Genomic DNA, 13,461 nt, shown 5'->3' with positions numbered 1-13,461 from the left:
TCTCCCGATCCTTCCCGTGCACCGGAGGAGCCCCCGAAGGGGTGATCCGGGCAAGACTTCTGTGGAACACGTCACTAACTGTCGAACACGTCGGAGATCGATTCTACCGACGCGCCACCGGCGTCAACGGCGCACCATGTCGACGAAGTGCGCATGCACCCGCCGGTCACCGGTCACCTCGGGGTGGAACGAGGTGGCCAGCACGTTGCCCTGCCGCACCGCGACGATCCGCTCGGCGGCCGGACCACCGGGCACCCGGGCGAGCACTTCCACGTCGGCCCCGACCTCCTCCACCCAGGGCGCGCGGATGAACACCGCGCGCATCGACGGCCCGTCGTCGGTAATGTGCTCGACATCGAGATCGGTCTCGAAGGAGTCTACCTGACGCCCGAAAGCATTGCGGCGCACCGTGATATCGAGGGCGTCGAGGTGCCGGGCGTCGGGGCGCGTGTCGAGGATGTGGGAGGCGAGCAGGATCATCCCGGCGCACGAACCGTAGGCTGGCATGCCCTCGGCGAGCCGCTCACGCAGCGGTTCGAACAACTCGAAGATCCCCAGGAGTTTGCTCATCGTGGTCGATTCACCACCGGGGATCACCAGCCCGTCGACGAGGTCGAGCTCGGTCGCGCGGCGGACCGTGGACGCCTGCGCACCGGCACCAGTCAGGGCGGCGAGATGCTCGCGGACGTCACCCTGCAGCGCCAGCACCCCGATCCGAGGTCGGGTGCCACTCACCGCTGTTGCCGGGCATGCTGATCGGCGGGCATCACGCGTCCGGTCCGGCTCAGGCCCTCCTGGGTCACCGCGGCGACCATCCGTCCGGCCCGGTCGAAGATCCGACCTTGCGTCAGAGCTCGCCCGGCACCGGCCGACGGCGAGGTCTGGTCGTAGAGCAACCATTCGTCGGCGCGGAAGCTCCGCATGAACCACATCGCGTGGTCGAGGGACGCCGACTGGGGCTCGACGCCGGGATGGGGCACCTTCGACGACCCCAAGAGGGTCATGTCACTCATGTAGGCCAGCGTGCACACGTGGATCGTCTGATCATCCGGCAGCGGTTTGCGGTAGCGAAACCACACCCGTTGCTGGGCGACCAAGAACGGTGAAGTGACCAGTTTGTCGGCCGGGACGATCCGGATGTCGAAGTTGTCCCACTCCTTGAACACCGCCTTCTCGTCGTCACCGGCCTCGGCCTGCCGGTCGGGCAGATCCTCGGGGGCCGGTGCGGGCGGAATCGGGTCCTGGTGTTCGATGCCCTCGTCGGTGGTGACGTGGAACGACGCCGACATCGTGAAGATGGCCTCGCCGTTCTGGATTCCGGTCACCCGACGAGTGACGAAGGATCGGCCGTCACGGATGCGGTCGACGAGGAAGACCGCTGGTATATCGGGGTTGCCGGGCCGCAGGAAGTATCCGTGCAACGAATGCACCGAGAACTCGTCGGAAACGGTCCGTGTCGCCGACACCAGCGACTGGCCGGCGACCTGTCCACCGAAGGTGCGTTGGAGCTGACTCTCGAAGGCCCCGCCTCGATAGATGTCGGTCTCGATACGCTCGACCCTGAGGACGTCCTCGATCTCTGCCACCGGACCAGTATCCCGTATGGGTTCGGTTGTCACTCGAAAGGGCCTGTGCCGAAGACGCGGCGTGGTTCCCCCAGGCGCTGCAAGCAAAATATGTCACAGCTCGTCGAGACGAACCAGACCGTCCTGCACAGCGCGCGCAACGAGGGCAGCCTTGGTCGGCGCGGTGCGGCCGATCTCGGCGTACTTGGCGCGGATACGGGTCAGGTGGGTGTTGACCGTGCCGAGAGAGATGAAGAGCTCCTGGGCCACAGCGGGTTTCGAGTCCACCATCAGCCAGGTGCGCAGCACCTCGATCTCCCGGTTGGTCAGGTTCGGCCGCGACAGGTCGGGAGCCGTGGCCTCCTCAACCGGCTGCGGCGCCTCGGGCACCAGTCGCATGAGCGGGTTGGCCGGCTTCGGTTGCTGACCGGGCAACGGCATCCGGCGGGCGGCGAGCCGCGCGAGTGCCTCGGTGCGCCGGCGGTCGGCCTCGGCCCGGCGACGAGCGGCCTGGGCGAGCTGATTGGCGGGGATGTGGGAAACGACTGCGGTCATGGTGTCCTCCTGAGTTCGCGTGATGCGTTGGGCTCCGTTGCCCCGATGCAGAAGACGTTATGAGCGATCCGACGAGAGGTCGATGGGGAGAACTCCCCTGCCCATGGGTAGAACTACCCATAAGATAAGAGCAGGTCAGAAGGGGTGACTTCGGGCCGATGGGGAGTTGTCGACACGACTACCCATGCGTCGCTCCCCAGAAAGGGGGAACGGGCCCAGCCATCAGCTCGCGGCGTTGCGCGCGGCTTCGGCGTCGATCAGCGGGAGATCGTCGCGGGTGACAATGCGGGAGGCGACCGCATACTCGACCAGGCGGGCACGGCGGTTGCTGGCGAGCTTGCCACCCCCGGCGCGCATCCCGCTGACCCCGAGCTGATCGAGCTTGTCGCAGACGTTGTCGAGCTTTCGGTTGAACTTCGTCAGCGGCCACCCCAGCCGGGCGGCCGCCTTCGCCGAGGACGGGATCGCGCTGGCCCCGGTGCCCTCTCGGCGCAGGATCTCTTCCGCGAGCACGACGATGAGCAGTTTCTGGCTCGCGGTGAGCATCGGGACGCCCTGCGTGGTCCGCCCCCCGGCGAAGGACTGCTCGGTCACCGGGCGCACCTGTGGGGCCGTCGCGTAGACGCTGAGTTCGTAGGTGGTCGGGCCCGCGGTGAACACGATCGTGGTCTCGCCAAAGACGAGCGGCATACGCGCGCCCGGGCCGAGGGTCGCCGAGAACCCGACGTCGCCGGCCGACACGCTCGCCGAGAGGTGGGTGCCCAGGTTGGTGAGCCACCAAAGTCCGTTTTCGTTGTGCAGCACCAGAAATCGGCGATGCAAATAGGGGTTGTCGTCAACCGAGAGGTCGGCTTCGCGCCCGACGGTGAACCGTCGGTCGCCCATCAACGGATAGCGCTCACCGCAGTATTCGACGTAGGTCATCCCCGCGGGCACTGGAGCACTCCCCGAATGCTCCGACGCCGGATGGTCCGGTTCAGGAATCATTCATCTGACCCGATCACTTCTCCGGTGTGGGCTCCGCGTTGCCCCCGTCGGTTGCGGTCCCGTCGGCCCTGGTTTCCGAGGCCTCCGCGTCTTCGGCCCCGTGGGCTCCTGCGTGTTCGGCACCGTGGGCTCCTGCGTCTTCGGCACCGTGGGCTCCTGCGTCGTCGACCCCTGCGTCGTGGGTTCCGGTTTCTTCGACAGCCGCCCCCGCGACGGCGGCGCCATCGACCCCAGCATCGTCCGCGACAGCGCCGTCCACCTCAGCGCCGTCCGCCACAGCGCTGTCCGCGTCGCCGTTGACGGCCGGGATCCGGATCGTCGGGACCGATTCGTGGACCTCGACGACGATGACGGTCACGTTGTCATGAGCGCCCAGTTCCAGTGCGGCGTCGACGAGTTCGTCCGCGGCGTCGACGACGCCGTCGGCGTCACCGAGGATGCGGGCGATCTCGTCGTCAGGAAGTTCCCCGGTCAAACCGTCCGAGCACAAGAGCAGGATGTCGCCCGGCAACGCGACGGTGCTGAAGTAGTCGGCGACGGGCTCGATCATGCCCGCGCCGAGCGCTCGGGTGATCACGTTACGGCGCGGATCGGTCCGAGCGTCCTCGGGTGTGAGGAACCCGGCGTCGATGAAGTCCTGGACCTGTGAGTGATCCCGGGTGAGCTGCTGCAGAGTGCCGCGCTGGAACCGGTAGGTGCGCGAGTCGCCGATGTTGAGGATCAGCCAGTGCGGCTCGCCCTCCACGGTGACCAGCACCGCACCGGTCGTCGTGGTTCCCGCGCGGCGCTCCGAGGAGGTCTCGATGTCGGAGATCCGGGCCTGTGCCTCGTCGAGGAGGTCGATGAGTGCCTTCTGCGTCTCGATCAGCTCGCCGGCACTCGTGGCAGCCGAGAGAGTAAGCAGCGCTGCCTCACTGGCGAGTTCCCCGCTGTCGTGACCGCCCATGCCGTCGGCGAGCAGATACGTACCCGGCATGGCCAGTGCGGCGTCCTCGTTGGTCTCGCGCACCCGGCCGACGCTGCATCGCACCGCCCATTCCAGACGCAGATCCTCCACGAAGTGGGTGCCCGAGGTCGCCTCGTCGCGGACGATGCTCACCGAATCCATGGTCAGCAGATCCTACCGGCGAGACCTCGCCGGACGGCGTCGGACCACACCGGGAAACGGCCATTCGGTTGACGGATACTCACGGTCAGGACGAGTCACCAACCTCGTTCGGCGAGGCGGTGCGGCGCGGGGATGTCGTCGACGTTGATCCCGACCATCGCTTCACCGAGTCCTCGCGAGACCTTTGCCACCACGTCGGGGTCATCGTGGAAGGTCGTCGCAGCCACGATCGCGGCCGCACGCTGCGCCGGGTTGCCGGACTTGAAGATGCCGGATCCGACGAACACCCCCTCGGCGCCGAGTTGCATCATCATCGCGGCATCGGCCGGGGTCGCGATGCCGCCGGCGGTGAACAAGGTGACGGGCAGCTTACCCGCCCGCGCGACCTCGGCAACCAGCTCGTAGGGCGCTTGCAGCTCCTTGGCGGCCACATACAGCTCGTCGGTCGGCAGCGAGGTGAGCCTGCGGATCTCGTCGCGGATCTTGCGCATGTGCGTCGTCGCGTTCGATACGTCACCGGTACCGGCTTCACCCTTGGACCGGATCATCGCCGCTCCCTCGGTGATACGACGCAGCGCCTCACCGAGATTGGTGGCACCGCAGACGAACGGGACCGTGAACGCCCACTTGTCGATGTGGTTGGCGTAGTCGGCCGGGGTCAGCACCTCGGACTCGTCGACGTAGTCGACACCGAGACTCTGCAGGATCTGGGCCTCGACGAAATGACCGATGCGGGCCTTGGCCATCACCGGGATCGACACCGCGGCGGTGATGCCATCGATCATGTCCGGATCACTCATCCGTGAGACGCCACCTTGGGCACGGATGTCGGCGGGCACACGCTCGAGCGCCATCACCGCGACCGCACCGGCATCCTCGGCGATCTTGGCCTGATCGGGGGTGACCACGTCCATGATCACACCGCCCTTGAGCATCTCGGCCATGCCACGCTTCACCCGTGCGGTGCCCTGACCGGACTCGGGGCTGCCGTGGTGTCCGTTGATCGCGGACGTCGCATCAGACCCGGGGGTGGTCCCGGACTGGGGTTGGCTCACTGGAGGTCTCCTGATTCGCGGTTCTTGCAGGCTCGGCGAAGGCGCTACCCGTCAGGGCTGCGCAGCGCGTCCCACCAGGATAGGTGAGGTGTCCGGCGTACTCGCCACACACCTCGGTTTGGCCGACGCTGATCAGTCGGCGGTGCCGGAAGTGGTTACCCGCTCGACGATCTCGAAGTACTCGGGACGCTGCGCACGTCCACCGAGTCGTAGACGCCGCACCAGGAACCGGTCGGCCAGATTGCGAGTGTCGCGTACGGCGTCGTTGTAGAAGCGGCGGGCCATCATCACCCGGGTCTCGGCGTCGGCCAGTTCGGCGATCAGTCCGGGCGGGCGGACCGACGGGTCTACCCGGTTCAGCGCCGTGGACAACGCGTTCTCGGCATCCTCACGCGAGGCTCGCGGAGCATATTCGGCGGCGTCGGCACAGGCGGCGAGATGCCGTGCGGCGGTGATTGTCTCCGGAACACCGGAGTCCTCCATCCACGCGGTGAGCAACCGCACCACCACGGTTCGCCGCTCCAGGGCCGCCTCCAGCGCCTGCCACGCGAGGTCGACGCGGACGTTGAGCCGGTCGAGCCGATTCGCGCGACTGTAGGCCCAGGCACCGATGATCACCAGGATCGCCACAGTGATCACGACCACCACGGTCATCAACGCCTGCATCCGCACCGTCCCCTCGACTCGCGCACCATGACCTCAGTCCGACACCACGACCGGACCGGCACCGACGGTGACGGTCTCGTACACGCGCATGATCTGATCGGAGACCCGTGACCAGTCGTAGCGGGCCGCGCGGGCATGTGCGGCCCGCACCAGATCGGCGCGGGACCGATCGTCGGCAAGTAGCTCGATGAGGCCCGACGCCAGTTCGTCGGCGGCGCCGACCGCGAACAATCGGCCCGCCCGGCCATCGTCGAGTACCCGCCGGAATGCGTCGAGTTTGCTGGCGATCACCGCGGCGCCGGCGGCCATGGCCTCGACGAGCACGATGCCGAAGCTCTCGCCGCCGAGGTTCGGCGCACAGTAGACCTCGGCCGACGTCAGCGCGCGGGCCTTGGTGGCGTCGTCTACCTGGCCGAGGAACACCAGGTGGTCGGCGAGATCTCCGGCGCGGCGCCGCAGCGCCTTCTGATTGCCACCGCCGACCACGAGGACCCGCAGGTCACCGAATCGCTCGACCACCGCGGGCAGTGCGCGCATGAGGATGTCAATGCCCTTGCGGGGCTCGTCGTAGCGACCGAGGAACAGCACCGTCCGCCCCGGCCACGGATAGCCGTCGAGGGGCTCGGCGTCGGCGAACGATCCGACGTTGATGCCGTTGGGGATCTCCACCGCGTCCGAACCCAGCGACTCCATCTGCCATCGTCGCGCCAGTTCACTCACCGCGATCTTACCCGAGATACGCTCGTGATAGGGCCGTAGTATTCCTTGGAAAGTACTGAGCCACAAGGACTTCGACGTCGACGTGTGGAATGTCGTGACGATCGGACCGGACGCCACCATCAGTGCCATCATCGACAGGCTCGGCGCATTGGGTTCGTGGACGTGCAACACGTCAAAGTGGTTGTCGGCGATCCAGCGACGCAGTCGTCGATATCCGTTGGGACTGAAGTTCAACCGCGATACCGAACCGTTGTAGGGAATGGCGAGTGCCGGGCCACCGGAGACGACGTAGTCGGGAAGGTCGGTGTCACCGTCGGCGGGAGCGATCACGCTGACATGGTGGCCGCGGTCGATGAACACCGCAGCGAGTTCGGCGACGTGCGCCTGCACTCCGCCGGGCACGGAGAACGAGTACGGGCACACCATGCCGATCCTCATGTGTTCTCCCCGGCCCCATGTACCCGATCACGCTGGCGCGCCGACCAATCGGCCTCCCACAAGGGCTGCAGCATGTGCCAGTCGGCGGGGTGTGCGGCGATGTTCTCGGCAAAGGCGTCGGCGAGCGCCTGGGTCGCTGCCTCGACTCCGACGGATACATCGATTTCGGTGCTGACGGAAATCTGCGAGCCGGGCGCATCGGTGAACCAATGGTGCACCGGCAACAGACCGGCTCCGGTCTCGATGGCCAGGCGCGCCGAGCCGGCGGGCATGCGGGTGCGTTCGCCGAAGAAGGTGACCCCGACGCCATGGCGCGCGATGTCGCGTTCGCCGAGCAGGCACACGATTCCGCCGGCGCGCAGGCGCTCGGCCAGCAGACCGAACGGTGGTTGCTCTCCGCCGGAGAGCGCAAATATCTCGAATCCCAACGACTCCCGGTAGTCGACGAACCGACGAAACAGCGATTCCGGTTTGAGTCGTTCGGCGACGGTGGCAAAACTCCCGCGATTCTGCACCAGCCAAACGCCTGCCATATCCCAGTTGCCCGAGTGCGGCAGCGCCAGCACCACACCCTTGCCGCGGTCGAGGACTGCATCGAGTCGCGCCTGATCCGATGGTGGGACGACGACGGTCTCGGCGGTGGCTGCCAGATCCTGCGCGGGCAGACGGAAGGCCTCGTACCAGTACCGCGCATAGGAGCGCATGGCATCGACGACGAGATCGTCGGGGACCTGGGTGCCGCTGGTGCCAAGGACACGTGCGAGGTTGCGGCGCAACTGCTCCGGTCCGCCACGACGTCGGCCGGCGATTGCACCGGCCCGGTCGAAGGCGGCGCGCGCCGGACCGTCCGGGGCATGGCGGACGCCGGCCCACCCGGCCCGATAGCTGAGGTCGGCGGCATGCGCGGTCAAGCGGTCCAGCGCTGACCCCACCCTCGTCGACCCGCTCACCGCGCGTCCGCGCCGGGTTCGGTTCCCGCCCCGTCCGGCCGGTCGGCATCGGTGGCCGCCGCGCCCATCGGGATGAGTTCGCGCGCACCGGGTGACGCCGCGATCGACCACATGCGCTGACCGACGGTGACGAGCGACCCGACCGCGAGCAACCACATCGCGACGTGGATCGCCCACCACAGACCCAGGCCGGTGAACCCGGCCCCGACGAGCACGATGATCAGCCGGTCGGGTCGTTCGATCAGACCACCGTCGCCGTTGAGGCCTGCGGCTTCTGCTCGAGCCTTCGCATACGAGATGACCTGGGAGGTCACCAGGCAGATCAAGGTGGCAACGACGAGCAGTTGATGCGGGTGAGTCCAGGCGGCCCACCAGGCCAGTCCGGCAAAGATCGCGCCGTCGGCGATCCGGTCGCAGGTCGCGTCGAGCACCGAACCGAACCGGGTGCCACCGCCACGGGCACGCGCCATCGCACCGTCGAGCATGTCGAACATCACGAATAGCCAGATGACCATCGTGCCCCAGAACAACTGCCCCATCGGGAACAGCGTCAGCGCCGCGGCCACCGAGGCCACGGTGCCGATGAACGTCATCATGTCGGGTGTGAGTCCGGTGCGCAGCAACGCGCGACCAATGGGCAGCGTCACCTTCGATACCGACGCGCGGCCCCGGATGCTCAGCACCGATGCGCTCCTTCTCCCCGATCGAGATTCACCGCTCGCCCCGCCCCTCACCGAACTGTTCCCACGCCTGGGCGAGGAGGTGACGGGTGTCTCGCAACAACTGCGGCATCACCTTCGCGCCGCCGACCACCGTGATGAAGTTCGCGTCACCGACCCAGCGCGGAACGATGTGCTGGTGCAGGTGTTCGGCCAACGATCCCCCCGCTGCGTAACCGAGGTTCAAACCGACGTTGAACGCGTTGGGATTCGAGACCGACTTGATGGTGCGGATCATCCGCTGAGTGAAGGCCATCAGCTCGGCCGACTCCCCAGGCATCAACGCCTCCAGATCGGCGACCTGGCGATACGGCACGACCATCGTGTGGCCGGGGTTGTACGGGTACAGATTGAGCACCGCGTACACGTGCTCCCCGCGGGCGACGATCAACCCGTCCTCGTCGGTCATGGTCGGGATGTCAAGGAAGGGATGTCCGGTGGATGCGGTCGCGGGCGGGTCGGCGGTGATGTAGGTCATCCGGTGCGGACTCCACAACCGCTGCAACCGATCCGGATCACCCGTACCACAATCCCGGATCTGCTCGCCGGCGCTCGTCTCACCGGCCCCATGCTCGTCAGCCATCGTGGCCCCCACCCGCCCCGGCGGCGATGAGCTCACTGGTCGGCGAATCGTTGCGACGGGCGCCGATCCACTCGGCGATCGTCTCGACAGCCTGTGTCGTAGGTACCCCGTTGATCTGGGTTCCGTCGCGGAAGCGGAAGCTCACCGCGCCTGCGGCGACGTCACGTTCGCCCGCGAGCAGCATGAACGGCACCTTTCCGGTGGTGTGGGTGCGGATCTTCTTCTGCATGCGGTCGTCAGAATAGTCGACCTCCGCGCGGATTCCGCGTTTCTTGAGAGCGTCGACGACGCCCTGGAGATGGGGGACGAATGTCTCGGCTACCGGGATGCCGACCACCTGTACCGGTGACAACCACGCCGGGAACGCACCCGCGTAGTGCTCGGTGAGTACGCCGAAGAAGCGTTCGATCGAGCCGAACAACGCACGGTGGATCATCACAGGCTGGTGTTTGGCGCCGTCACCGCCGGTGAATTCGAGGTCGAACCGGGCGGGCTGGTTGAAGTCGAGCTGAATGGTCGACATCTGCCAGTTGCGCCCCAGCGCGTCCTTGACCTGTACCGAGATCTTCGGGCCGTAGAACGCGGCGCCGCCCGGGTCGGGTACGAGGTCCAGGCCGGACTCGCGCGCCACCTCGGCGAGGGTGTTGGTCGCGATCTCCCAGGATTCGTCGTCGCCCACGTACTTCTTGGGGTCCTTGGTCGAGAGCTCGAGGTAGTAGTCGTCAAGCCCGTAGTCGGCCAAGAGGTCCAGGACGAAGGTCAGCAGCGACCGTAGTTCATCGCGCATCTGCTCACGCGTGCAGTAGATGTGCGCATCGTCCTGCGTCATACCGCGCACGCGGGTGAGTCCGTGCACGACGCCGGACTTCTCGTATCGGTAGACCGAGCCGAATTCGAAGAGCCGCAACGGCAATTCACGGTAGGACCGGCCCCGGGACCGGAAGATCAGGTTGTGCATCGGGCAGTTCATCGGCTTGAGGTAGTAGTCCTGCGCCGGTTTGCGCACCGTGCCGTCGTCGTTGAACTCCGCGTCGAGTTGCATCGGCGGAAACATGCCGTCGGCATACCACTCGAGGTGTCCGGACACCTCATAGAGATGGGATTTGGTGATGTGCGGGGTGTTGACGAACTCGTAGCCCTCTTCGGTGTGGCGCTTGCGTGAGTAGTCCTCAAGTTCCTTGCGGATGATCCCACCCTTGGGGTGGAAGACGGGCAGCCCGGAACCGAGTTCGTCGGGGAAGCTGAACAGGTCGAGTTCGGCGCCGAGTTTGCGGTGATCGCGCTTCTCGGCCTCCGCGAGCAACTCCAGGTACGCGTCCTGCGCCTCCGTCGATTCCCAGGCAGTGCCGTAGATGCGCTGCAGGTCGGCGTTGTCCTGATCGCCGCGCCAGTAGGCCGCCGAGCTGCGGGTGAGCTTGAACGCCGCGATGTACTTGGTGGTCGGCACGTGCGGACCACGGCACAGGTCGCACCAGATGCGTTCTCCGGTACGGGGATTGAGGTTGTCGTAGGCGGTGAGTTCGGCTCCGCCGACCTCCATCACCTCACTGTCTGCCGCCGCGCCCTTGTCGTCGATGAGTTCGAGCTTGAACGGCTCGTTCGCCAGTTCGCCCCGGGCCTCGTCCGTGGAGGCATAGACCCGACGCGAAAATCGTTGGCCCGACTTGATGATCTGCTTCATCTTCTTCTCGAGCGCGGCGAGATCCTCGGGGGTAAACGGCTCGGCGACATCGAAGTCGTAGTAGAACCCGTCCTTGATGGGCGGGCCGATGCCGAGCTTGGCGTCGGGGAACAATTCCTGGACGGCCTGGGCGAGGACGTGGGCGGTCGAGTGCCGGATCACGCTGCGCCCGGCCTCGGTGTCGGCGGCGACGGGCTCGACGTCGGTGTCGATTTCCGGGGTCCAGGACAGATCGCGCAGTCCGCCGGCCCCGTCGCGGACGACGACGATCGCCTGCGGCCCCTTGTTGGGCAGATCGTGCTCACGCAGTGCGGTGCCCGCGGTGGTCCCAGCAGGCACACGGATCGTGGCTGGGTGACTCACCTTGAGATCGTCGGGCACGGCGAACGCTCCTCACACATGTGGCGGCACCGGTCACCGGTGCCGCCGAATTTTCGATTTCGTGGTCGATCGTATCCGCGCCGGGTACTCGGACATGCCGGAGGATGGGCCCGCGTCACAGGATCGGGCTCTGGACCCAGTCGGCGTGGACGTCGAACCATCCCGCGACCGTTCCGAACACGCCGAGTAACCACAGTGAGGCCAGCACCACCACACAGGTGGCCAGCCCGAACATCGCCTGCACCGACCAGTGCCGGCGTTTCATCCACTCCAGCCACGCGTCGTAACGCGCGCGGGCGAAGCGCAGCAGCCGGTGCGCCCACTCGAACTCCGATGCGAGGATGCCCAGACCGAGGAAGACGATGAGCCAACCGGGTCCGGGGTACGGGATCGCGAGGATGCCACCGGCCAGAACGATCGCACCGAGAACGCCGACACCGATCCGGTAGGTCAGATTCAATCGGGGGTCGCGCCGGACGAGGTAGCGGCGCTGCCGTCCCCAGATGCGAAGTCGTTCCCACGCCCGCACTGTCCACCCCCGTCCTGCTGTGGTCGATCCCGGTTGTCGGTTCGATCCGCGTGATCGCCGGATTCGTCGTCCGGCGTGCCGCCAGAATACCCATCGACGTCGGGTTCATCGGATACCGAGCGTCGGGAGCACCCGACGACAAGCGTCACCGCAATGGTGACGAGTAGCACCGCGACGTACGCACCGGAGTAGAAGACGACGGCCGCACCGTCATACCAGTGCGCATTCGGCCAGCGCGGCATCATGAACACGCCGATCGCGATGGCGTGATCGGAACTCTGATAGCGCCCGCTGGTCCACCAGTTGTACGACCAGGCGAACGTGGCGAGTACCAGCGCGACCGGCAGAACCCACCACCACAGGCGTCGGCGGTCGGCGAGCGTGCCGCGGTAGGCCACGTCGATCGCGACGATCAGCAACGGTACGAACCACACCCAGTGGTGGCCCCACGAGAACGGCGATGCCGCCGCCGCGGTCATGCCAGTGATGGTCACCGACAACAACCGCCAGCCGCGGCGATAGGCGATGACCGCTGCGCACAGCCCGGCCACCACGACGATCGCGGCGACCGGGACCCACACCCACGTGGGTGCTTCGAACACGGTTCCGCCGTCGATATAAGGGTGACGGAAGTGCGTCGCACCGAAGTAGGCGAGCAACTGCGAGATGAGGCCGTTGATCGACTGGTTGGCCGGTGAATCGACGCGACCGACTCGGTCGGCCGATCCGAGGTAGGTGGTCCAGTAGTCGCCGGAGTCGCCCGGAATGACCACGAAGGCAACCGCGACGGTCACCGCGAAGCCCGCGACCACCCCGATCGCGGCGCGCCAGCGACGCAGAGCGAGCAGGTAGAGAACGAAGAATCCGGGGGTGAGCTTGATCCCCGCGGCGATGCCGACCCAAAAGCCCCGGACGCGAAAGTGCGGCCGGTTCAGGTCACAGAAGACGAGGTCGGCGAGGATCAGGAACATCAAGAACACGTTGATCTGGCCGAGCCAGATCGTCGTGCGGACCGGCTCGAGTGCGGTGACCGCGATAGCCAACAGCACCGACAACGTCCACAGTCGCGCGTCGGCACGGTAGCCGAGACTGCGGAATCCCAGGAGTACGGTGATCACCAGCACGACGCCAATTGCCGCCCACCACAACAGTGCTGCTCCAGCGAATCCAACGAGGGACAGTGGGGCGAAGAGCACCGCGGCAAACGGTGGATAGGTGAAGTCCAGATCGGCGATCAGCGAGTGGTGATACAGCGGCGCCGCGGTGAGGACGGTGTGGCCGCCGGCGCGATAGACCCGCAGGTCCACGCCGTTGTGTAACAAGCCATAGAACGGGTTGTGCATCGGGATGACGGTGATCTGCCAGGCGAACACCGTAATGGCCGCAATCGCGGCAAGACCAACCAGTCCCCACCCGACGGTGCGGGGTTGCCGCCCGACGAGGGTCGTGCTGCTCGGCATGGTTAACACCGTACGACGATCCTGGGCCGATCAGAGGACTGCGGGCCCGGACACGCCGACGTCG

General features: G+C 66.6%; 13 protein-coding genes and 1 pseudogene. All 14 read right to left on the bottom strand.

The window, feature by feature from the left end; all coding sequences use genetic code 11:
• Nucleotides 1-123: 123 nt before the first annotated feature.
• The gene (pdxT, locus tag EF294_RS00630) at nt 124-735 is read right to left on the bottom strand and encodes a pyridoxal 5'-phosphate synthase glutaminase subunit PdxT (protein ID WP_123925092.1); all 612 of its coding nucleotides are present in this window, start codon (nt 733-735) and stop codon (nt 124-126) included.
• Nucleotides 732-1,586 carry an acyl-CoA thioesterase gene (locus tag EF294_RS00625; protein ID WP_123925091.1) on the bottom strand — a complete coding sequence of 285 codons (855 nt, stop codon included), beginning with the start codon at nt 1,584-1,586 and terminating at the stop codon, nt 732-734. The genes pdxT and EF294_RS00625 overlap by 4 nt, the downstream gene beginning before the upstream one ends.
• A gap of 93 nt (nt 1,587-1,679) precedes the next feature.
• The gene (locus EF294_RS00620) at nt 1,680-2,120 is read right to left on the bottom strand and encodes a response regulator transcription factor (protein ID WP_185090889.1); all 441 of its coding nucleotides are present in this window, start codon (nt 2,118-2,120) and stop codon (nt 1,680-1,682) included.
• A gap of 222 nt (nt 2,121-2,342) precedes the next feature.
• On the bottom strand, nt 2,343-3,107 hold the full coding sequence (locus EF294_RS00615) for an FHA domain-containing protein (protein ID WP_425459380.1): 765 nt from the start codon (nt 3,105-3,107) through the stop codon (nt 2,343-2,345).
• Nucleotides 3,108-3,369: 262 nt separating this feature from the next.
• A pseudogene (locus tag EF294_RS00610) lies at nt 3,370-4,215 on the bottom strand (PP2C family protein-serine/threonine phosphatase); the annotation flags it as partial.
• Nucleotides 4,216-4,310: 95 nt separating this feature from the next.
• Entirely contained in the window at nt 4,311-5,270 is a 960-nt protein-coding gene (pdxS, locus tag EF294_RS00605) for a pyridoxal 5'-phosphate synthase lyase subunit PdxS (protein ID WP_123925088.1), read from the bottom strand.
• 132 nt (nt 5,271-5,402) lie between these two features.
• Nucleotides 5,403-5,936, bottom strand: coding sequence for a LemA family protein (locus EF294_RS00600; protein ID WP_123925087.1), 534 nt, complete (start codon nt 5,934-5,936; stop codon nt 5,403-5,405).
• Between the two features lie 33 nt (nt 5,937-5,969).
• The gene (locus EF294_RS00595; RefSeq protein ID WP_123925086.1) at nt 5,970-7,094 is read right to left on the bottom strand and encodes a glycosyltransferase family 4 protein; all 1,125 of its coding nucleotides are present in this window, start codon (nt 7,092-7,094) and stop codon (nt 5,970-5,972) included.
• On the bottom strand, nt 7,091-8,026 hold the full coding sequence (locus tag EF294_RS00590; RefSeq protein ID WP_123925317.1) for a phosphatidylinositol mannoside acyltransferase: 936 nt from the start codon (nt 8,024-8,026) through the stop codon (nt 7,091-7,093). Before EF294_RS00590 ends, EF294_RS00595 begins: the two co-directional genes overlap by 4 nt.
• A 14-nt stretch (nt 8,027-8,040) precedes the next feature.
• Complete coding sequence (gene pgsA / locus EF294_RS00585; protein WP_123925085.1) at nt 8,041-8,727, bottom strand: phosphatidylinositol phosphate synthase; 687 nt, start codon at nt 8,725-8,727, stop codon at nt 8,041-8,043.
• A gap of 28 nt (nt 8,728-8,755) precedes the next feature.
• The gene (locus tag EF294_RS00580; RefSeq protein WP_123925084.1) at nt 8,756-9,346 is read right to left on the bottom strand and encodes an ATP adenylyltransferase; all 591 of its coding nucleotides are present in this window, start codon (nt 9,344-9,346) and stop codon (nt 8,756-8,758) included.
• A complete protein-coding gene (gene thrS / locus EF294_RS00575) occupies nt 9,339-11,408 on the bottom strand; it encodes a threonine--tRNA ligase (RefSeq protein ID WP_123925083.1) in 2,070 nt (689 codons plus the stop codon). The genes EF294_RS00580 and thrS overlap by 8 nt, the downstream gene beginning before the upstream one ends.
• 115 nt (nt 11,409-11,523) lie before the next feature.
• Nucleotides 11,524-11,937: a TIGR02611 family protein gene (locus EF294_RS00570; RefSeq protein WP_123925082.1), complete on the bottom strand. Its 414-nt coding sequence runs from the start codon at nt 11,935-11,937 to the stop codon at nt 11,524-11,526.
• Entirely contained in the window at nt 11,865-13,397 is a 1,533-nt protein-coding gene (locus EF294_RS00565; RefSeq protein WP_246007589.1) for a glycosyltransferase 87 family protein, read from the bottom strand. The genes EF294_RS00570 and EF294_RS00565 overlap by 73 nt, the downstream gene beginning before the upstream one ends.
• Nucleotides 13,398-13,461: the final 64 nt, after the last annotated feature.

Source organism: Gordonia oryzae (assembly GCF_003797185.1).
GTDB classification, from domain to species: domain Bacteria; phylum Actinomycetota; class Actinomycetes; order Mycobacteriales; family Mycobacteriaceae; genus Gordonia; species Gordonia oryzae.
The sequence above is the reverse complement of the archived record's forward strand: the minus strand, read 5'-3'. Positions and strand labels throughout refer to the sequence as shown.